The organism is Pygmaiobacter massiliensis, assembly GCF_900199435.1.
GTDB classification, from domain to species: Bacteria; Bacillota; Clostridia; order Oscillospirales; family Ruminococcaceae; genus Pygmaiobacter; species Pygmaiobacter massiliensis.
In genome coordinates, this window is record NZ_OAML01000002.1 from 629,631 (window position 1) to 649,600 (window position 19,970).

The following is a 19,970-nucleotide window of genomic DNA, read 5'->3' on the forward strand; positions in this document are numbered from 1 at the left end:
GGAGTATTCGAGACCATGAAAATCAAAAAAGCTGTTATCCCGGCTGCCGGTCTTGGCACCCGGGTGCTGCCCGCCACCAAGGCAATGCCGAAAGAAATGCTTCCCATCGTTGACAAGCCTGCCATTCAGTATATCGTAGAAGAAGCGGTTGCTGCCGGCATCGAAGATATTCTCATCATCACCGGCCGCAATAAAGAGATTATTGAAGATCACTTTGACCGCGCCCCGGAGCTGGAAGCAAACCTGGCCAAAAACCACAAGGATAAAATGCTCGGCCAGTGCATCGACATTGCAAATCTTGCCAATATCAGCTATATTCGCCAGCGTGAGACCAAAGGTCTGGGCCATGCCATCAGCAAAGCACGCAGCTTTACAGGTGACGACCCGTTTATTGTGCTCTATGGCGATGATGTGATTATGGGACAAGACCCCGTTGCAGCACAGCTGATTCGCGCTTATGAAAAATACGGAAAACCTTGTGTCGGCATTAAAGAAGTATCGCCGGAGGCGATTGTCAAATACTCCTCAATGAAGGTCGAACATCTTGAAAACAATACCTATAACATTACAGACATGATTGAAAAGCCCGCACGCGGGCAGGAATTCAGCCTGTTTTCGATCTTGGGGCGCTGCCTGCTTACCCCTGACATTTATACGATTCTTGACCGCACCGAGCCTGGTGCGGGCGGAGAAATTCAGCTAACCGATGCCATGGCAACGCTTGCGCGACGCAGCGGCATGACCGGTGTTGACTTTACCGGCAAGCGTTATGATATGGGCTCTAAGATGGGTGTAATGCAGGCACAGATAGAAACTGCGCTTAACCACCCCGATATTGGTGTGGAATTCCGCCGATATTTGAAAGAACTGAGCAAAACGCTGTAATCTGCAGGCAAAACTTGTTGACTTTGTTCCCCCAAATGGGGTATAATAAAGTGCTGCGTGAAAACGTGGCTATCCTTGCCTTTGCGAAGGCAAAGGCCATAAGTCCAAAAGGAGGTGTACAGAATGAAAAAGTACGAAACTGTTGTGGTGCTCAGCTGCGCCAACGATGAGGAAACTACTGCGGCTCTGCTCGCAAAGTTCAAAGACCTGATCGCGAAAAACGGTACTGTCGAATCTGTTGAAGAGTGGGGCAAACGCAAGCTTGCTTATCCCATCAACGACGAGACCGAGGGTTACTACACGCTGATCAACTTCAGCTGTGAGAATGATTTCCCCGCCGAGCTCGACCGTGTCTACAAGATCACTGACGGTGTTCTCCGCACTCTGATCATCGCTAAAGGCGAATAAGGAGGTAACACAATGTTGAACGTTGTCGCACTTCTTGGACGTCTGGTAGCAGACCCCGAACTTCGGCGCACACCCAATGGTGTGTCCGTCACCACCTTCACCATTGCGGTTGACCGCAGTTTTGTGAAGTCCGGTGCCGAACGTCAGACAGATTTTATTGACATCGTAGCCTGGAGAAATACCGCAGAGTTCGTCTGCAAGTATTTCCAGAAAGGCTCTATGATGGCTGTACAGGGCAGCATCCAAACCCGCACCTACGAGGATAAGGAAGGCAAAAAACGCAAGGCTTTTGAAATCATGGCCGACAATGTGTTTTTCAGCGGCTCCAAAAACTCTTCTGGTGGACAGGGCGGCGGCTATATGGCCGGTAACCAGGCAGCGCCTGAGTTTACTGCTGCTCCCGCAATGCCCAGCTTCTCGCAGGGTTCTGCGGATGATTTTGCAGTTGTCGATGACAATGAAGACCTGCCGTTTTAATCACGATTTTATAAGGAGGTAAGAACTTTGGCTTTTGAAAGAACTGAAAGAAGCGACCGTCCGGGCCGTCCCCAGCGCCGTAGCCGCAAAAAGGTTTGCAGCTTCTGCGTAGACCGCGTCGAGACTATTGACTATAAAGATATCGTCAAGCTTCGCAAATATATCTCTGAGCGTTCCAAAATCATCCCCCGCCGTGTGACTGGCACTTGTGCACAGCACCAGCGTGAGCTGACCACTGCGATCAAGAGAGCTCGCCACCTGGCACTTCTGCCCTACGTGAGCGACTAATTTGCTTAAAAAACCGGGACAAGATTTCTTCTTGTCCCGGTTTTCTTTTATTCATTATTCTAATTATTTTACATTTGTCATCTGCTACCTGCAATTATAATGTTGCTCACCGGCTTTTATAAGCTCACCGGAGCTTTTCTTCTTGCTATCAGATAGGACTTACGAGTATCCAATAACTATATCTTGCAGATTGAAAGGCTTATGATGAAGAGTTTGCTAAATGCATATCAATTTTTTTAAATAAAAAACTGCGCAGCCCTTTTATCAGGGCTACGCAGTTTTATTTTATAGTGCTAAATATATCCTTGCATGAAGCTATGCCGCAGGGGGTGGAGACGGCGGTGTCGGCGTCGGCGTTGCTTCAGTAACCGGGGGCGGCGGGGTCGGCGTCGGCGTCGGTTCAGGTGTCGGTGTCGGCGCTACCGCGTCCTCTGCAAAGTACACCGTCAGCGTTTCGGTTTCTACATTAATCTTGGTACCCGCTTCGCGGTCCATACGTACCGAAAGGCCGTTTTTCGCCGGGTCGGTGTTGGTAATACCTACAAAGTTGTACTTTGTAACACCAGCAGCCTCAAGTTTTGCTTTTACATCGCCTCGTGTAAGGTTCAGCACGTTTGGAATCTCCACCTGCTTGCTACCCTTACTTACGGTCAGCTGCACGGTGCGATTTTCCGGCACTGCTGCACCAGCATCCGGGGTCTGCTTCATAATAGCGCCCGCAGTATAGGTATCCGAAAACTCTTCACTGATGGTGAAGACGTACTTCTGATTGTAGTCGCTGTTGTCCTGCACATCTTTCAGCTTAAGGCCGACAAAGTTAGGCAGAGTGCCACGGTCCGGTGTTGCAGTGGGGGTGGCGCTGCTTGCCTGAGAGCTGGTTGTGCTCTGCGGCAAAGACGAAGTATCGTCCGGCTTTTTGGGCAGAACCGAGCGAATAATCAGCCAAAGCACTAACACCGCAACCAAAACGCCGGCTGCAATCAGCAGAATCGTCTTAGTGCGATCATCCATGCCTGTACGCACGGCACCATTGCCTGCGGCCGGGCGGCGCACAGCCGCAGCTACTTTAGGTTTTGCACTGTTTTCCAGCTGCATTCTTAGCTCGCTGATGCTCTGCGTACGAGAAAGCGGAGCTGCCTGCATGGCAGCGTCAAGCGCTTTTGACACGTAGCCCGGCACATCTGCCCCCATCTGTTTTAAGGTGGGGCAAACGCCGCCTGCTCCTGCAATCGGTGCAGTGCCAGCGGCCATTTTGTACATTACAGCCGCAATCGAATAGACGTCGGTGTAAGCACCCTGAAACTCGGTGGTGGAGTACTGCTCGGGTGCTGAGTAGCCATCATAAAGCGAAGGCTTCAAATCAGATGCGAGAGAGCGCAGCGACAGCGTTGCATAACCGGTAAGGTATGATTTGCCATCTGCGGTAATGCTGATATTATCCGGGCAGATACCACGGTGAACAAGGCCAAGCTCATGCATTGCAGAAAGCCCCAGCAGTACAGGGGTCAGCAGCTGGTAGCTCTGCTCAAAAGTCAAAAGTTCGGTCTGTTTATTAAGCCACTCGGTCAAAGTGACACTTTTTTTCGCCTCAAACACCACATAAGCAGTGTTGTTTGCCTTAAACAGGCTTAATACCCGGGCAATGCCAGGGCGCCCGGCAAGGCGCATCAGCTCTTTGTAGAAATCCACAAAGTCGACCAAAGTAGTCTTGTACGGCACTTCGCTGCCTTCACGCACCACGATGTTTCCGTTTTCGTCGCGTTTGGAACAAAGAGTTACCGGCAAATACTCACGGATAATAACCGGCTCTTTCCCCTCATTGTCAAATGCATCATAATAAATGCCTTCGCCATCCAGGTCACGCACCCGCCCAATGGTGTACTTGTCAGCAAGTACAGAGCTTGAGGGCAGTGTGCCGCCGGGGTTTTCGTTTTTGCAGCTGGTACCACAGAACGGGCATTTGTCCTGCCCGGCGGGAAATGCCGAATGGCAGCTGATGCAAAATCTTTCTTCGCTCATGCTGGATCCTGCCTTTCAGTTTGGTAAATTATCGGTCGAGGTCTTCCTCGTTTTCCATGTTGTGCCAGAAATTCTGCACATCTTCGTCCTCATCGAGCGCATCAAGCAGCAGACCCATTTTTTTCAGGTCATCTGCTTCAGACAGCGCTGCGGTGGTAGACGGAATATACTGCGCTTCTGCAGATGCAAAGGTGTAACCTTTTGCTTCGAGTGCTTCACGCACGTCGTGCAGCTTATCCGGGTCGGTGGTGATTTGCATATAGTCTTCGCCCATATCAAAATCATCAGCGCCGACTTCAAAGCAATCTTCCATCACCTTTTCTTCGTCCAGACCTTCTGCATCCAAAATCAGAATGCCCTGTTTGGTAAACAGGTAGGCAACGCATCCGCTTGCACCAAGGCTTGCACCGTATTTATCAAAATAGTGGCGCAGGTTAGCTGCAGTACGGTTGCGGCTGTCAGTCAGGGTTTCTACCATAACTGCAACTCCGGAGGGACCGTAGCCTTCGTATACGATAGCTTCGTAGTTGTTTTTGTCGTCAGCGCTTGCTTTTTTAATGGCGCGCTGAATATTATCGTTAGGGACGTTATTTGCTTTTGCTTTTGCAATGCAATCGCGCAATTTGCCGTTGGTTGTGGGGTCGGCACCGCCGCCCTCTTTTACTGCAACCGCAATTTCGCGTGCAAATTTAGTAAACACGGCAGCTTTTGCGCCGTCGGTTTTTTCTTTTTTGCGTTTAATGTTATTCCACTTCGAATGACCTGACATACTCTGGTTCCTCCGTATCGTCTACCTGCAATTTCAGATAGTAGTTTAACTAATTCAGTATAACATATATTTTTTTGCAAGGCAATAACACTGCTTTACGGCCTGTTTTCAAGGCATATTATTTTAAATTTCTCAAACCTTTGGGATAACGATTTTTCAGTCTTCCCCCGCTTACCTTGCCAAATCCAAGCGGAAAGCCATCTACCAAAACAGCAGCAAAGCCGTCCTGTGCTGTCAGCGCGTCTATTTCTTCGCCGCGCAAAAAAGCGGCACAGCGGGCTTCTTTTGCAGTAAGAAGTTCTTGGTTGACAGCCTGTGCACCATAGGCCATATAAAGCTGATGTGCGGGCTCAAAACGCTTTTTTACCACCTGCCCTGCTTGTACACCGGCGCGCAGCACTTTGATGCCTTTGGGCAGATAAACAGCCACGTCTGGCAAAAGCCAAACTTCGTCCTGTACCAGGTGCGCCCGATGCGTTTCCAGCCCTGGAAAGTTGCTCCGCAAAAATGCAGCAGCTTCTTCCGGCAAGGCGGTGCCAAGCTGCGCTTTTTGTGACGGCAGCGCACGGGATGCCTCCCCTGCCTTCACCAGCTTTGCCATAAAGTGCCCTTCCCCGCCATGCACGGGATAAATACGGCGCACCTTTTCCACATCAATGGGCCCTTCACAGCAACAGCTTGCGTGGCCGGCGCAGCCAAAGCTTACGCCGGTATCCACGAGTGAAAACTCTGGGTGGGCGCGTAAAAACGCACCAATCGCTCCCTCATCTTCTTCCGGTGCAAAGGTGCAGGTGGAATACACAAGCGTGCCTCCCGGGCGGAGTGCGGCAGCAATGGTATCCAGCAGGCTGCGTCCCAGCGCAGCACAGCTTTCTACTAGCCGCTGGCTATGCTGTGCAAGTGCCATCGGCTCCTTGCGGAACATTCCCTCACCGCTGCAAGGCGCATCCACGAGAATGCGGTCAAAATAGCCGGGCAGTGCTGCGGCAATCTGCTCTGCACTGCTATTGAGCACTACCGCATTGGGCAGGCCCATCCGCTCCACGTTCGAAAGCAGAATGCGGGCGCGGTCCGGCATAAACTCGTTTGAGTAAAGCAGCCCCTGCCCTTGCAGCGCCGCGCCAAGCTGCGCGGTTTTGCCACCCGGTGCCGCGCAAAGGTCCAGCACAACATCGCCCGGCTGTACACCGAGCAGCGCAGCTGGTGCGCTCGCAGAGGGCTCTTGTCCGTAAAAAACACCCGCGTGGTGATAGGGCTCTATGCCCACTTTCACGGTAGGGTCTGCCAGGCGAAAACTCGCAGCAGAAAAACCACTCGGCTCTAATATAAACGGAGCACGCTGCAAAAAATCTTCAGGATTGCAGCGCAGCGTATTGACTGTGATACCGCGCGCAAGCGGTACATCTTTTGGGAAGAAGGCATCGTATCCGCCCGGCAGCAATGCATTGCATCGTTCTTTAAAAAAGTCGCTAATCATAGCTGTTTCTCCGTCCACATGCTTCAATGGCGGGGCAAGAGGCACACTTTTCTTTTTTTTACTTTTGGGCAAACAAAATCCTCCTTTTCTCGAATAAACAAAACGAAGTCAGCAGATACTACCATCAGTAACACAGGGAACAGCAGCATCGGCAATAGCGGGTGCGGCATTACGTTCCGCCACCCGCTTGGGAGGCAGTTTGTTACACATCATATTCACCGAAAGGAGTGACAACTAGATGGATAACAAAAGCTCGAATAAAACCACTTCCAAAGCCAGCAGCTGCAACAGCAAGAACAGCAAGAGCACTAACAGCAAATCTTCCAACACTACCAATTCTACTAACTCTCGCTCTTCTAACGCTCGTTCTACCAACGCACGCAGCACCAACTCTACCAACAGCCGTAACGCTAAATAAGTGTTAGCAGGTTACTAAAAGCGAGCAAAAGCAACCATCCTCGCCCGGCAATGCCAGGCAGGCGATGGTTGCTTTTGTTTTTCTATTTTGCGTTTTCTTCGCTTTGGGCGTTCCAGATAAAATCAAACAGCTCTAAAATGCGGTCGTTACGCCCCTCCAGGTAGAGGTAACCGAACAATGCTTCCAGCGCAGTAGAGCCCCGATATTCTTCTGGGCTTGCATTCTTTGCCACCGTCGCCTTGCTGGCATTGTGCCCGCGACGCACGATGTTCTGCTCTTCTTCTGTCAGCATGGGCTCGATCAGTTTAAGTGCAGTAAACTGCCCTTTCGCCGAAACAAACCGTACGGCCATAGAGTGCAGCTTGTTCGGGGTAAGGCGGGTATGCTCCACCTCACGTGCCCGTACCAGCAGCTCGTACACGCCGTCCCCTACAAATGCAAGTGCAAGGGGGCTGCGTTCTCGGATATCTATTTCGTTCTGAGTTTCAAACAGCAAATAAAAAACCTCGTTTCTCGCGGCTTGTTTCAGCCGCAACCTTTCGCCGCGTAAATGCGACAAAAATCAGGGCGCTACCGCACCAGTTTGAGTACCAGCGCCAACCAAGCCTGGAACACTAAAACGCAAAATTCGCAATACTTATAGTACTAATTTGAATTTTTGCAACTTTCAGTAATTAACTGCTTGTAAAATGGACGCTCGTCATCCGTAAAAATGGCGCGATACTGCCTTAGAACAGATAATCGAATTCGTAATCGCCGATACGCACAGTGTCGTTTTCCTGCACGCCCAGTTTTACAAGCTCTTCCAATATGCCAGAATCAGCAAGCTGTGTCTGGAAATACTGCAAGCTTTCGTAGTCGTCCATGTCGCTGCCCTGCAAAATACGTTCCAGCCAATCCGCGGTGACAGTAAAGCTGCCATCCTCTTCTTTGACGACCTCGTAACGGCGGCCAAGTTCCGGCTCCGGACGAACGTAGTTCGGTGTGTAAATCACGACTGGGGGCAGCTCTTTGAGATGTTCCCATACGATGCCGGGCAGCTTGTCCAAGCCGCGGCCGGTCGCAGCAGAAACCTCGAGCAGCTCAAGGCCCTGCTCTTTGATAAATGCGGCGAACTGCTCACGTTGTTCTTCAGTTGCAATGTCGCATTTGTTTGCCAGCACAATCTGCGGGCGTGTTGCAAGCTCCGGGCTGAAATTTTCCAGCTCGTTATTGATCTTTTTAAAGTCCTCAATGGGGTCGCGGCCTTCGCAGCCAGAAACGTCGACCACATGCAACAGCAGGCGGCAGCGCTCTACATGGCGCAAAAAGTCGTGTCCAAGGCCAATGCCTTCTGCCGCACCTTCGATCAGGCCAGGGATATCTGCTGCAACAAAGCTTGCCTCTTCTGCCACACGCACCACGCCAAGCACCGGCGAAAGAGTGGTAAAATGGTAGTTAGCAATTTTCGGTTTTGCGGCAGAAATGCAGGAAATCGTTGTGCTTTTGCCTACATTCGGGAAGCCGATAAGACCGACATCTGCAATTAGCTTAAGCTCCAGCTTAAGGAAAAACGCCTCGCCCGGAAAGCCCGGTTTTGCAAAGCGCGGAATCTGCCGGGTAGAGGATTTAAAATGGCTGTTACCAAGGCCGCCTTTGCCGCCTTTTGCAATAACAACCGGCTCGGTGCTGGAGATATCCGCAATCAGCCCGTCCGAATCCGCGTCCTTCACCAGCGTGCCAATTGGCACCCGAATGATAAGGTCCTGGCCGGATTTACCAAAGCTGTTGCAGGCACGTCCATTTTCACCGTTCGGTGCCTCGTATTTGCGCTTATATTTAAAATCCATCAAGGTGGAAAGGTTGGGGTCACCTACAAAAACGATATTGCCGCCTTTGCCGCCGTCGCCGCCATCCGGGCCGCCTGCAGCTACGAATTTTTCGCGGTGAAAAGAAACCGCGCCGTCGCCGCCGTTGCCTGCCTTTACCTTAATTTTTGCAACGTCAATAAACATATTACTGGGTTCGCCTCCTTTATCAGATAATCATAGTATGCCCCGAAGAATACGGGGCAGGAAGTTGAAAAAGATACTCTTCAACTTAGGTTTCGTGGCTGTTTTATTTAGGCAATGCGGGCTCGGCAACGCCAAGCATGGCATAGCTCTTTTAAAAAGCACTTAAAATATGCAAAAAGAAACAAACAAAAACCCGAACCGGAGTGGTTCGGGCGTTTTGTATTACTGCTTGATGCTGACCTTTTTGCGGTCACGACCGACACGCTCAAAACGAACAATGCCGTCTGCAAGGGCAAACAGAGTATCGTCGCTGCCCTTACCAACATTCTCACCCGGGTGGATGTGAGTGCCGCGCTGACGAACGAGGATGTTGCCTGCGAGGACGTGCTGACCATCAGCGCGTTTTACGCCGAGACGCTTAGATTCAGAATCGCGGCCGTTCTTAGTAGAGCCTACGCCTTTCTTATGTGCCATACTGTTTACACCTCCGATTAACCGACAATGTCAGTGATAGTTACTTTTGTAAAGGGCTGACGGTGACCGACCTTGCGCATGCTGCCCTTTTTCGGACGATAGCGAAGAATCTGGATCTTTTTGCCTTTGCCCTGCTTATCAACGGTGCCTTTGACAACTGCACCTTCAACGGTGGGAGCGCCAAATTTAACGTTGCCGTCCTCGCCAACTGCGAGAACCTGTGCGAACTCTACGTTAGCGCCAGCTTCAGCTGCGAGCTTTTCAACGTAGATGACGTCGCCTTTTTCCACGCGGTACTGTTTACCGCCGGTTACGATGACTGCGTACATAAAATAACCTCTTTATATAAGTCTCGCTGCGCCGGGTACACCCTTGCAGATGTTTAGCTAAAAAACCCTATACATGCGGCTTTAATACTATATCATATTGTGAGACAAGGTGTCAAGCTTTTTCCATTTATCCCTCTTTTTGCCCCGCGTTTTAAGTTTTGTCAGCTGGTTTTGCTTTTTATTCAGCAAAATCAATGCTTTACCTTGCAGGCAAAAATCGTAATATCGCAAAAAATGCATCCAACTTGCCACGGTCTGTGCCTTGCATTTTGGCAACCTTATTGTTTTATACAAGCAAATTACATATGGTGCGGTAGACCGTTTTGCAGCTTGGCAGCCCGCAACGTATTCACCATCAGCATGGCGCGTGTCATCAAACCTACGCCGCCCGGCACCGGGCTGATGTACCCTTCCAGCTCTTCGAGCGAAGCTTCATCCACGTCACCGTGCAGTTTTCCGTCCTCGCCGCGATTGATGCCAACGTCAATGACCACTGCGCCGGGGCGCACCATCTCTTTGGTGAAGAACCGGTCCTGTCCAATCGCAGCGACCAAAATTTCTGCATCTTTGCACTTGGCGGCAAGGTCTTCGGTTTTGGTGTGGCAGATGGTGATGGTTGCATTTTCACGCAGCAGCAAAAGCGCCATCGGCTTGCCGACAATATTGCTACGCCCCACAATTACGGCGTGTTTGCCGGAGATCGGCTGCCCGGTTGCTTTAAGTAGCTCAATGCAGCCCGCAGGGGTGCAGGGCAAAAAGCAGTCTTCGCCGACCATCATCCGTCCAATGTTAATGGGACTGAAGCCGTCAACGTCTTTTTCCGGAGCAATGGTTTCCAGCACGGCCTGCTCACGGATTTGCGCGGGCAGCGGCAGCTGTACGAGAATACCGCTTACCGAGGGATCGTCGTTGCAGCGGCGAATCATCGCCAGCAGTTCTTCTTCGGTTGTGGTGTCAGGCAGGGGCACTACTTCGCTGGCAATGCCACACTGGGCGCAATCTTTTGCTTTGCCGCCCACATATACCATGCTTGCGGGGTCTTCACCCACCAAAAAAACGGTAAGTTTCGGGATAATGCCTTTGTTGCGCAGCTGCGCGACTTCTGTTGCTACCTGTTGTTTGGTTTCGGCGGCAAGGCGTTTTGCGTCGATTCGTTTCACTCTTGTTCCTCGCTTTCTTCGGGGGAAGCAGCCTCGTCTTGCTGTGGCTGCTGGGGTTCGGATGCTGCTGGCTGCTCAGCAGCGGTTGCCGCTTTTGCTTCTTTTGCGGCTTTTTCGGCAGCGACACGGTCTACTGCCAATACAGCCGGTTGTTTTGCGTATTTACGGCGCAGCAGCAGCCATACGATAAATGCGGCAGCGGCAGAAATAATGGCCAGCACCTGGCTCATGCGGAAGCCGCTTGCTGCGTAAAGGCTGTCGGTACGCAGACCTTCAATCCAGCCTCGGCCCAAGCCGTACCAGATAACGTAAAACAGCGTAATTTCGCCGTCAAATTTGCGGTGTTTGATATAAGCCCAAAGTGCAAAAAAGCCCACAATGCACCAGACGGATTCATACAAAAAGGTGGGGTGCACCGGCATCATCGGGTCTACCATAACGCCTTCGGCTGCAAGGCTTTGCTGCACCGAGGCAAGGTACACGGTCGTCTGCGGGCTGATCATGCCCCAAGGCGCAGTGGTGTTGGTGCCAAACGCCTCCTGGTTGACAAAATTGCCCCACCGGCCGATAGCCTGTCCAATCAAAAATCCCATTGCACCAAGGTCAAACATCGGCCACAGGGGCACTTTGCGCCACTTGCAGGCAAGCGCGCCAACGGCAAAAGCACCGATAACGGCACCGTAAATTGCGATGCCGCCGTCGCGGATATTAATCATATCCCAAAAGCTTTGATATTTAAACGGCGCAAACGCTACATAATAAGCGCGTGCACAAATGATAGAGCCCACCGTGCCAAGCATGATAACATCAATCATCCGGTCTTCATCAACGCCAAAGCGTTTGGCCTGGCGCATGGCAAATACCGCACCCAGCAGCAAGCCGGTAGCAATTAGCAGCCCATACCAGTAAAAGTTAAAGTTGCCAATCGAAAACGCGATGCGATTGATGGTAAAACCAAGCCCAACGCCGGGAAATTCTACATAGTTTGTCATTGCTGTTTCTTCCTTTCTAAGGAACCTGCATCGGCAGCCCGCCAAAAAGCGCAGTTACCGACCACATGGTCGAAAACTTTTTTCAGCGATTCACCCCGCGCGCCCGTCTGCACTTTGTGCCGGGCCACAGCGAGGCAATTTCGCATTAGCCTTTGCTTTTTTGTGCCGGACGAATAACCACAGTGGCACTGCGCTCTTCGCAGAGCATCTGCTCCAGCGTCTGCTGAACATCCTCCAGCGTGAGCGATGCCAGCACTTCCAGCTGCTCAAACAAGGTTTCGCCTCGCATTTCGCAGCCGGCCATGGTTGTAGCAACATTTTCGATGCTCTCTAAATCACCCACCGCTTCGCCGTACATTAGGTTGCGACAAAGCAGAAAGTCCTCTTTCGCAATGCCTTCTTTTTTCAGACGCGCAATCTCGCAAAGCAGTTCACTGCGTACTTTTTCTGGATCGCTGGTTTCACCAGAGAAAAAGAAACAGAGATAATCGTCACCACTGCCCACTTCACCGGCAAAATTGCTGTTGATAAGACCTTCGTCATAAAGACGGCGGAACAGCGGCGTAAAGTCGCCGCAAATCAGCTCGGTCAGCATATCACAGATCACATCGCACCGAAAACGCTCTGCCGGTGACACCGGTCTTTCCTTAAACGCAATACCAAAGGTGGGCTGTGCCACCGCCATGGTAAACTCATGGTACGGGCGCGGAATGCTCTCCGGCTCCGGTTCACGCAGCTTTTCGGCCGGTGCCGCTGCCGGGCGCAAGCCCTGCCTTTCCACTGCCGCAACAAGCTCTTCCATAGTAATATTGCCTGCCGCGCTCAACACCATGTTACCGGGGGTGTAAAATGCGTCGGTGCACTCATACAGCAGCTCCGGGGTAATTTCAGCAATGCTTTCTACCGTGCCGGCGATGTCATCACGTACCGGGTTGTTGTGGTAGATGCTTTGCAGCAAAGCAAACATCATTCGCCAGTCGGCAGAATCATCGTACATCTTAATCTCCTGCCCGATGATGCCCTGCTCTTTTTGCACGGTATCTTTCGTGAAATAAGGGCGGGAAACAAATGAGAGAAGAATATCCAATGCTTCGGGGATATGCTGTGTTGCCGTAAACACATAGCAAGTACGGTCAAACCCTGTAAAGGCATTGGCGCTGGCGCCGGTTGCCGCATACAGCGAAAACGCATCTCCCTCTTCATTTTCAAACATTTTGTGCTCTAAAAAGTGTGCAATGCCAGCCGGCAGCTTTACGGTTTTGCCGTTTTGGGTAAAAGCGCGGTCGACCGAACCGAAATTAGTGCCATATACCGCGTGCACGCCCGCATATCCGGGCATCGGGGCGCACAGCAAGGTGAGGCCATTTTCAAGCACCAGTTTTTCACAGGTAAAATCCACCCGCTCGTTATGAAGAATCTGTTTAGTTTGCGTCATGGGTGGGTTCCTCCTTGGTCAAAAAATAAGCAACAGAGAGCGAAAGGTGAGACAACATCTCTTGAATATCCGCTGCGCTAATCTGCTGAATTCGCGCCTTGGCTTCTTCCGGGGTGCGAATACGCCCTTTCAGAATACCGCCGAAATACCAGTTTTCAAGGCCGTTCAAGCTGTCGCCTACCCCGGTCATTGCGCTGCAAAGAGCAAGTTTGGCTTCTTCCAGCTCAGTTTCTGGCACGGGCACTTTGCAGAGGGTTTCCAGCTCTGCCAGAATCGCATCTTTTGCCTTTTCTGCATTCTGATGTTCGATGCCGCTGTCTACCATAAACATGCCGCTCATGGGGGCATATCCGGCAACACAGTAGTAGCAAAGACTCTGTTTTTCGCGCACATTCATAAACAATCGCGAGGTCGGCAGGCTGCCGTAAATAGCCGTTGCAAGGCGCAATTTTGCTTCATCTGCTTCGTTAAAAATAGCATCTGTCGTAAACAGCAGGCACAGTTTGCCCTGCACCGTGTCCATCGGTTCTTTTATCACAAGCGGTGCGGTGCGGGGCATCGCAGAGGGCGCCTCTGGCAGGCTGGGCGCACGCTCTACCTGGCTCAGCTGCACGGCAATGCTTTCGCCTACCTGTGCCGCATCGGCACCGATGACCATAATTTCAATCACAGCGCTGCGAATCATCTCATGGTAAAACGCGGTTAATTGCTGCGCGGTAATGCCGTCCACCTCGTCGAGGTAGCCGTTTTTCTCCACACCATTGGGGCTGTCGCTAAAAAAGCGACGTTTTGCCTGGCGGATGCAGTAGGTGCGCTTTTCGTTGATTTCATTTTCCAGCGCTTCGCGGAGTTTTTGCTTTTCAATTTCGAGAGCTTCTTCGTCAAACACCCCGTCCGTAAAATGCGGACGAAACGCCACTTCAAACAAAACGCGTGCATACTCCTGCGAAAGGGCTTCTCCATCCAGCGCATAGCAATCTTTAATACCGCTGATGCTTACCGAAATTACGCGGCGGTTGCCATACACAGCACTTTCTGCTGAAAGTGATGCGCCATAAAGCTTTGCCAGAACTTTAGAAAACTCTGTCATGTCCGGCCAAGCGGCACAGCTGCGCTCGAGCACCAGCGGCAGCAAAGCGGCTGCGGTGGCAGTGCTGCGCTGCGAAGGCAAAATAAAGTTGAGCGTAATACGACCAGTTTTAAAGCGTTCGGCGGGGATATCGGTCAACATGACCCCGTCTGCCAATTGTTTTCGCTGCATTCATATACCTCGTCATTTTTACAATAATTAAAGTATAGTATACCACATTTATATGAACAAAAAAAGTTCCGGCAGAGCTTTTATGCCCTGCCGGAAAACTTGTTTTTTGTATGATTTTCTTTAGCCGTTTTGCTCGAGATATTCTTCCAGGCAAAGGCCGCTGTCTTTAATCTTTTGTGCATTTTCTACGCCGACATAGCGGAAGTGCCACGGCTCGTAGATAATACCGGTTACGTCCTCTTTGCCCTTAGGGTAACGCAGAATAAAGCCGTATTCCGCAGCATGCGCATGCAGCCACTGAGCCTCCGGGGTGTTCTCGTATCCGTCATCTAATCTCTGATAATCCACCGCAACAATATCTGCTGCAAGGCCGCTGGAATGCTCGCTGCACCCGTGCGGTGTGCGGATAGTCGCAGTTTTGGCATAGGCTTCCGCTTCTGTCATCCCCTTCGCCATATAGTCCTGTTTCATCTGGTTAAACAGCTCATCCTGCCGCGCAATGCTGCGGTATGCAGAGCAAACCAGCGGAGAAAGTCCTGCCGCTTTGGCATCCGCAAGCATCGCATTTAGAGAATCGATAGCGCGCGCGTCAAACTGTTTGCCGTTGGCCAGCGTTGCAAGCTCCGGCTCAAAACCTTCCGGCAAGGGGTTATTGGCATTGACTAGCCGCATTTTCCAGTCCTGCTCCGTCGTGGCCGGTGCCTTTGTGGGCTCCGGGGTCGCAGACGGCGTAGCCTCTGGCGTTGGGGCAGGTGTTTCCTGCGGCGCAGAAGAAGCCGCCGAAGAGATTTGCGAAAAAGCTGTCGAGGATGGAGCCGTGCTATCTGCCGGCTTTTTATCTTTTGTCATCAGCTCTACAATTCCCCAGGCAGCAAAGCACAGGGCAATGAGAACCACCAACAGCAAAAGAGCCCGGCGGCGAGCAAGTTGCTGCTTTTTTGCGCGGCGATTGCTGCGCTGCACCGGGGGATGGCCAGTGGGGCGATGCTCGGCCGGGCGCTGGCCCCGCTGTGGAGCCGCCCGCCGGGGCGCTGAATGGGGTGGTTCCGGACGGTGGTTGTGCCCTTTTTTCGGTTCTTTATCCTGGTCATAAAACTGTCGATTGCTCAAAAAGTTGTCACTCCTTTTCCTCTGTGGCATCGGTTGCCGTAAGCGTAGCTCCCAGCAGAGGAATGCTTAGTTTGTTATTAAAGAAATTGATAAACGGCCCAAGGCAGCACGCGCACACAAAGGTGCCGATTCCTGCACTGCCGCCCAGCAGCAATGCAAGCACAAGCGAAGTGCTGTCTGTAATAATGCGGCACCAGACAAAAGGCAGGTGTACTGCACGTTGCAAAATAAACGCCATAGTGTCATATGGGGCAAGCCCAAGCGCCGCGGTAAAATAAAGAGAGGCGGATAGCGACAGCACCAGCACGCCCGCTGCCATAATAAGCAGCTGCTGCATGAAGTTTTGAGGCGCGCCAAAAAAGCGGTCACAAATCTTCATAAAATAGTCGGCAACATAGCCTACAAAAACCATATTCAGCACTGTACCAACGCCAAGTGTATGCCGGTGGAACAAGACCACCAGCACAATTAAAATCGCATTGTCGATGACCGACATCGTACCAAAATCGATGCCTGTTATTGCGGCAACTGCAAGGTTAAAAGCAGTATATGGGTCCGAGCCAAGCCCGGCGCGCAAAAAAAGGCCTACACCAATCCCCAAAAGAGGAACGGCAACCAAGAGCATTGCCAAGCGTTTTTGCTTTAAACTCATTCTTCTGTCTCCTGTATCAGAGCGTAAATAAAGGGTCTAATTGCTCAATTACTATACCATACCGCCCGCTGCAAAACAAGGTGGTTTGCTTACCTTTCACCTTTTATCATAGGGCTCTATATTTCAGGCCCAGCACCTCACTTTTTCGCCTCTTTGTGGTAAAGCCCCTTTCTATGCGGTTTGGTGCAGCTATACTGCCCGCGCATTTTCACCGTTTCGGCTTCTTTTCATCCTGTTGTATCCAAGATTTACCCCTTGGGAGCAAAGCGAAAAACAAAACAGGAGAGCCGCCAAAAGGCCACTCTCCTGTTCTATGTAATCTATTAACCTAAAAATGCCTCGTGGATGGCAAGTACCGCACGGTCAGCATCCGCTTTTTCAATCAGCACCGAAATTTTGATTTCGCTGGTGGAGATCATACGAATATTGATGTTGTTTTCGAACAGTGCCTCAAACATGGTGCTTGCCACATTGGCATTGCTCTGCATACCTGCACCAACTACCGAAACTTTTGCCACATCATCGTCATACTCTACCGAAGTGCCACCGAAAACTGCAAGATGCTCGTTCAGCAGGTCTACTGCCAATTTGCGGTCGGTAGAAGCTACCGTAAACGAAAGGTCGCGGGTGCCGTCGCGCCCGGAGGACTGCAAAATCAAATCCACATTAATTTTGCGCTGTGCCAGCAGGCTGAACACCTTAAACGCCATGCCCGGAGTATCCGATACACCCAGCACCGAAATTGAGGATACGTTGGTATCCTTTGCTACGCCCTTAATCATCATGCCTTCCATCTTGGCAACCTCCTTCACGATTGTACCCGGCGCCCGGTTGAGGCTGGAGAGTACTTCTAGCTGTACATTGTATTTTTTAGCAAGCTCTACCGAGCGGTTGTTCAAAACCTGTGCACCAAGGCTTGCCAGTTCAAGCATTTCATCAAAGGTAATCTCCGGCAGCTTGCGTGCCTTTTTCACCAGCCGCGGGTCTGCGGTATACACGCCTTCCACATCGGTGAAAATCTGGCAGACATCCGCCTTCATCGCTGCTGCAATCGCAACCGCAGAGGTATCGCTGCCGCCGCGCCCCAGTGTGGTCAAATCGTCTGAGCGGCAGATGCCCTGAAAGCCTGCAACAACCACGATTTGGTTTTTGCTGACCTCACATTCCAGGCGCTCGGTATCGATTTTGCGAATGCGTGCTTTTTGGTGGCTGCGGTCGGTGATGAAACCAGCCTGCCAGCCCAGCAGCGAAACTGCTTTGCAGCCCAGCTCGCCCAGCGCCATGCACAGCAGCGAAACCGAAATCTGTTCGCCCGCGCAAAGCAACATATCCATCTCACGTCCTGACGGGTCGTGGGTAATCTCTGCCGCTTTTGCAATCAAGTCATCGGTCGTATCGCCCTGTGCGGAAACAACGACAATTACATCATTGCCCTCGTTATGGGTATCTGCGACGATGCGCGCCACGTTGAAGATGCGGTCCCGGTTTGCAACGGAAGAACCGCCGAATTTTTGTACAATGAGTGCCATTTCGGGTCACCCTCCTTTTTTGGAAATGCGTAACTTTTGCTCTGCACCGGTTTTTGCTGGTTTTGCGCTGCCGGTGCGGCCCGGCGCTTTGTGTTGGGCGCTATCGCCTTAAATCATACTCTCGTTTCGGGCAGCAAGCTTTGTGAGCTTGAACCGACCCAAAACCTCATTTTCCTGCAGCAGCTGGGCTGCTTTTCCGGCAAACGCTTTGTCGCTTTTTTCAGTGATGGCCATAATGGTGGGGCCTGCGCCGCTGATAAACACCACTTTTGCGCCCAAGTCCGGCAGCCGTGCAAACAACTGCTCTGCTCCCGGAATCAAGCCCATGCGATAAGGCTGGTGCAAGCGGTCACCCGCTGCCACCGCAAAATACTCCGGGCGGTTTTCACAAAAAGCTGCCGCCATAAACGCCGCGCGAGAAAGGTTGTAAACTGCATCTTTATGGGGCACCGCTTGTGGCAGTGCTGCGCGTGCTTTTGAGGTCAGCAGCGGGAAATCCGGCACAAAGGCACAAAAACACAGCTCTTCGCTGACCGGTTTGCGAATGGTGTAAACATGGCCGTTTTCCATTACGCTGGTTACAAAGCCGCCCAGCATAGCGGGTGCCACATTATCCGGGTGTCCTTCCATCTTGCAACCCAAATCCAGCAGCTCCTGCTGAGAAAGCGGGGCTCCCAGCAACTGGTTTGCACCAGCAATACCGGCTGCAATGCAGGCGCTCGAACTGCCAAGCCCCCGTGCCTGTGGGATAGGGCTGCACTGAGTGATTTTAAGCCCCGGTAGTTTTTTGCCGCAAAGCTCGTAAACGTCTTTCACGGTTTGATAAATCAGGTTAGTTTCGTCCGCTGGGGTTTCGCTGCCATCAGCAGAGGCGATAACAAGCCGGTCGCACTCTTCCAGCTCTACCGTGTTGCACAGGTCAAGCGCAATGCCCATTGCATCAAAACCACTGCCGAGGTTGGCGGTGGAAGCAGGCGCTTTGATGACCACTTTTTCCATTTCGATCGTCCTTCCCCCGATTTATTGCTCCAGCATTTTCAGGCACAGCATTGCTTTCATGCCCTGCGCTGCAAGCTGCTGTGTTTTTCCTGCCAGCTCGGTTTCAGTCAATGGGCAGCTCAGCACCGCTGCTTCGTCGCCGTGCTGCATCATAAACTGGGTGCCGCCGAGCACTTTTTTCAGCATCTCCGCATCGGGGTCGGTTACTCTGATATAGTATGTATATCGGCTTTCATCGGTGATTTTACCCAAAGATTTAGCCGAATTCCACGTTAATGTGTCATGGAGCGACACGCCATACTTTTCTGCATCGATGATGTCCGCCACCACTGCCGAGGCCGTGGGTAGCTTACCAGCACCTTTGCCGTAAAACATCGTGTCGCCAAGCATATTGCCTCGCAGCATCACAGCGTTGAATACATCACACACCCCTGCAAACGGATGCTCGCGCGGGATAAACATCGGCTCTACCGCACAGGCAAAACGGCCTGCTTCATCTTTTTTCGCATAGGCAATTAAGCGAATAGTCGCTTTCATGCGCTGCGCAAAGTAAAAATCTGCCGGGGCCACCTCGCGGATGCCGGTAGTAGGAATATCTTCTGGATGTACTTCTGTGCCGTAAAGAAGCGAAGCCAGAATAGCAATTTTTCTGCCAGCATCAAATCCATCCACATCGGCGGAAGGGTCACGGGTTTCTGCATAGCCCAGGCGCTGCGCTTCTGCCAACGCGGCAGCAAAATCCATTCCCTCTTCTTCCATACGGGTTAGCATAAAGTTGGTGGTGCCGTTTACAATGCCATGCACACTTTCAATCACGTTAGCCGCAAGGCTTCCACGAATCGGCGCAATCAACGGCATGCCGCCGCCTACACTCGCTTCAAACAAAAAGGCCACTTTATGCTGTTTTGCCAGTGCAATCAGCTCTGCGCCATGGCGTGCAACCAACTCTTTGTTGGAGGTGCAGACATTTTTGCCTGCACAAAGCGCCGACTTCACATAATAGTAAGCGGGGTCGGTGCCGCCGATGGTCTCCACTACGGTCGAGACCTCTGCATCCTCTAAAATAACATCAACGTTATTCACAAACAGTTTTGCATCCGGGCTTTGGGAGAAATCCCGCACGTCCATGATGTATTTTACATTGAGAGGCTGACCTGCACGCTGGGTGAGCGCCGCGCCGTTTTGCCGCAGCACTTCCAACACACCGCTGCCAATATTGCCAAATCCTAAAATCGCTATTTTTGCCATGATGCTTAAACCAGTTCCTTTCACCGTGCGCTTTTTGATGCGCTAT

At 51.7% G+C, this 19,970-nt stretch carries 21 protein-coding genes; 5 read left to right on the forward strand and 16 right to left on the reverse strand.

Translation table 11 applies throughout. The annotated features are described in order from the left end of the window. The first annotated feature begins 15 nt into the window (after positions 1-15). The 4 genes from galU to rpsR all read left to right on the forward strand — a co-directional run bounded on the left by galU (position 16) and on the right by rpsR (position 2,058). The gene (galU, locus tag C1A11_RS03050) at positions 16-885 is read left to right on the forward strand and encodes a UTP--glucose-1-phosphate uridylyltransferase GalU (RefSeq protein ID WP_102048936.1); all 870 of its coding nucleotides are present in this window, start codon (positions 16-18) and stop codon (positions 883-885) included. Between the two features lie 123 nt (positions 886-1,008). Then, a complete protein-coding gene (gene rpsF / locus C1A11_RS03055) occupies positions 1,009-1,293 on the forward strand; it encodes a 30S ribosomal protein S6 (protein WP_102048937.1) in 285 nt (94 codons plus the stop codon). 12 nt (positions 1,294-1,305) lie between these two features. Further along, positions 1,306-1,770 carry a single-stranded DNA-binding protein gene (locus tag C1A11_RS03060; RefSeq protein WP_102048938.1) on the forward strand — a complete coding sequence of 155 codons (465 nt, stop codon included), beginning with the start codon at positions 1,306-1,308 and terminating at the stop codon, positions 1,768-1,770. Positions 1,771-1,797: 27 nt separating this feature from the next. After that, complete coding sequence (gene rpsR / locus C1A11_RS03065) at positions 1,798-2,058, forward strand: 30S ribosomal protein S18 (protein ID WP_102048939.1); 261 nt, start codon at positions 1,798-1,800, stop codon at positions 2,056-2,058. Between the two features lie 315 nt (positions 2,059-2,373). Here rpsR and C1A11_RS03070 read toward each other — a convergent pair whose 3' ends face one another. The 3 genes from C1A11_RS03070 to C1A11_RS03080 form a co-directional block, all read right to left on the reverse strand. Then, complete coding sequence (locus C1A11_RS03070) at positions 2,374-4,077, reverse strand: PASTA domain-containing protein (protein ID WP_102048940.1); 1,704 nt, start codon at positions 4,075-4,077, stop codon at positions 2,374-2,376. Positions 4,078-4,105: 28 nt separating this feature from the next. After that, on the reverse strand, positions 4,106-4,846 hold the full coding sequence (locus C1A11_RS03075) for a YebC/PmpR family DNA-binding transcriptional regulator (RefSeq protein WP_102048941.1): 741 nt from the start codon (positions 4,844-4,846) through the stop codon (positions 4,106-4,108). Positions 4,847-4,964: 118 nt separating this feature from the next. Next, positions 4,965-6,395 (reverse strand): RsmB/NOP family class I SAM-dependent RNA methyltransferase, encoded by a 1,431-nt coding sequence (locus tag C1A11_RS03080; RefSeq protein ID WP_242965792.1) that lies wholly within the window; start codon positions 6,393-6,395, stop codon positions 4,965-4,967. 166 nt (positions 6,396-6,561) lie between these two features. Between C1A11_RS03080 and C1A11_RS03085 the strand changes: the two genes are divergently transcribed. Beyond that, positions 6,562-6,741 carry a hypothetical protein gene (locus tag C1A11_RS03085; RefSeq protein ID WP_102048942.1) on the forward strand — a complete coding sequence of 60 codons (180 nt, stop codon included), beginning with the start codon at positions 6,562-6,564 and terminating at the stop codon, positions 6,739-6,741. An 82-nt stretch (positions 6,742-6,823) separates the two neighbouring features. On the opposite strand, the gene C1A11_RS03090 is transcribed toward C1A11_RS03085, so the two are convergent. The 13 genes from C1A11_RS03090 to C1A11_RS03150 form a co-directional block, all read right to left on the reverse strand. Further along, positions 6,824-7,237: a Mini-ribonuclease 3 gene (locus tag C1A11_RS03090; protein WP_102048943.1), complete on the reverse strand. Its 414-nt coding sequence runs from the start codon at positions 7,235-7,237 to the stop codon at positions 6,824-6,826. A gap of 232 nt (positions 7,238-7,469) precedes the next feature. Further along, complete coding sequence (gene obgE / locus C1A11_RS03095) at positions 7,470-8,735, reverse strand: GTPase ObgE (RefSeq protein WP_102048944.1); 1,266 nt, start codon at positions 8,733-8,735, stop codon at positions 7,470-7,472. A 222-nt stretch (positions 8,736-8,957) separates the two neighbouring features. After that, positions 8,958-9,209 (reverse strand): 50S ribosomal protein L27, encoded by a 252-nt coding sequence (gene rpmA, locus C1A11_RS03100; protein WP_102048945.1) that lies wholly within the window; start codon positions 9,207-9,209, stop codon positions 8,958-8,960. Between the two features lie 17 nt (positions 9,210-9,226). Continuing rightward, on the reverse strand, positions 9,227-9,538 hold the full coding sequence (gene rplU, locus C1A11_RS03105) for a 50S ribosomal protein L21 (protein WP_102048946.1): 312 nt from the start codon (positions 9,536-9,538) through the stop codon (positions 9,227-9,229). Positions 9,539-9,837: 299 nt separating this feature from the next. Then, on the reverse strand, positions 9,838-10,698 hold the full coding sequence (locus tag C1A11_RS03110) for a bifunctional 5,10-methylenetetrahydrofolate dehydrogenase/5,10-methenyltetrahydrofolate cyclohydrolase (protein ID WP_102048947.1): 861 nt from the start codon (positions 10,696-10,698) through the stop codon (positions 9,838-9,840). Beyond that, on the reverse strand, positions 10,695-11,690 hold the full coding sequence (gene lgt, locus C1A11_RS03115; protein WP_102048948.1) for a prolipoprotein diacylglyceryl transferase: 996 nt from the start codon (positions 11,688-11,690) through the stop codon (positions 10,695-10,697). Before lgt ends, C1A11_RS03110 begins: the two co-directional genes overlap by 4 nt. Before the next feature lie 145 nt (positions 11,691-11,835). Further along, positions 11,836-13,125: an EF-P 5-aminopentanol modification-associated protein YfmH gene (gene yfmH / locus C1A11_RS03120; protein ID WP_102048949.1), complete on the reverse strand. Its 1,290-nt coding sequence runs from the start codon at positions 13,123-13,125 to the stop codon at positions 11,836-11,838. Further along, positions 13,112-14,386, reverse strand: coding sequence for an EF-P 5-aminopentanol modification-associated protein YfmF (gene yfmF / locus C1A11_RS03125; RefSeq protein ID WP_102048950.1), 1,275 nt, complete (start codon positions 14,384-14,386; stop codon positions 13,112-13,114). The genes yfmH and yfmF overlap by 14 nt, the downstream gene beginning before the upstream one ends. Before the next feature lie 120 nt (positions 14,387-14,506). Continuing rightward, the gene (locus tag C1A11_RS03130; RefSeq protein ID WP_180950223.1) at positions 14,507-15,496 is read right to left on the reverse strand and encodes a M15 family metallopeptidase; all 990 of its coding nucleotides are present in this window, start codon (positions 15,494-15,496) and stop codon (positions 14,507-14,509) included. Positions 15,497-15,503: 7 nt separating this feature from the next. Next, positions 15,504-16,148, reverse strand: a complete 645-nt coding sequence (locus tag C1A11_RS03135; RefSeq protein ID WP_102048952.1) for a YczE/YyaS/YitT family protein — start codon at positions 16,146-16,148, stop codon at positions 15,504-15,506. Between the two features lie 323 nt (positions 16,149-16,471). Then, positions 16,472-17,677 (reverse strand): aspartate kinase, encoded by a 1,206-nt coding sequence (locus tag C1A11_RS03140; RefSeq protein WP_102048953.1) that lies wholly within the window; start codon positions 17,675-17,677, stop codon positions 16,472-16,474. 108 nt (positions 17,678-17,785) lie between these two features. Beyond that, positions 17,786-18,676 (reverse strand): homoserine kinase, encoded by an 891-nt coding sequence (gene thrB, locus C1A11_RS03145; protein WP_102048954.1) that lies wholly within the window; start codon positions 18,674-18,676, stop codon positions 17,786-17,788. Between the two features lie 21 nt (positions 18,677-18,697). After that, positions 18,698-19,948: a homoserine dehydrogenase gene (locus C1A11_RS03150; RefSeq protein ID WP_242965793.1), complete on the reverse strand. Its 1,251-nt coding sequence runs from the start codon at positions 19,946-19,948 to the stop codon at positions 18,698-18,700. Positions 19,949-19,970: the final 22 nt, after the last annotated feature.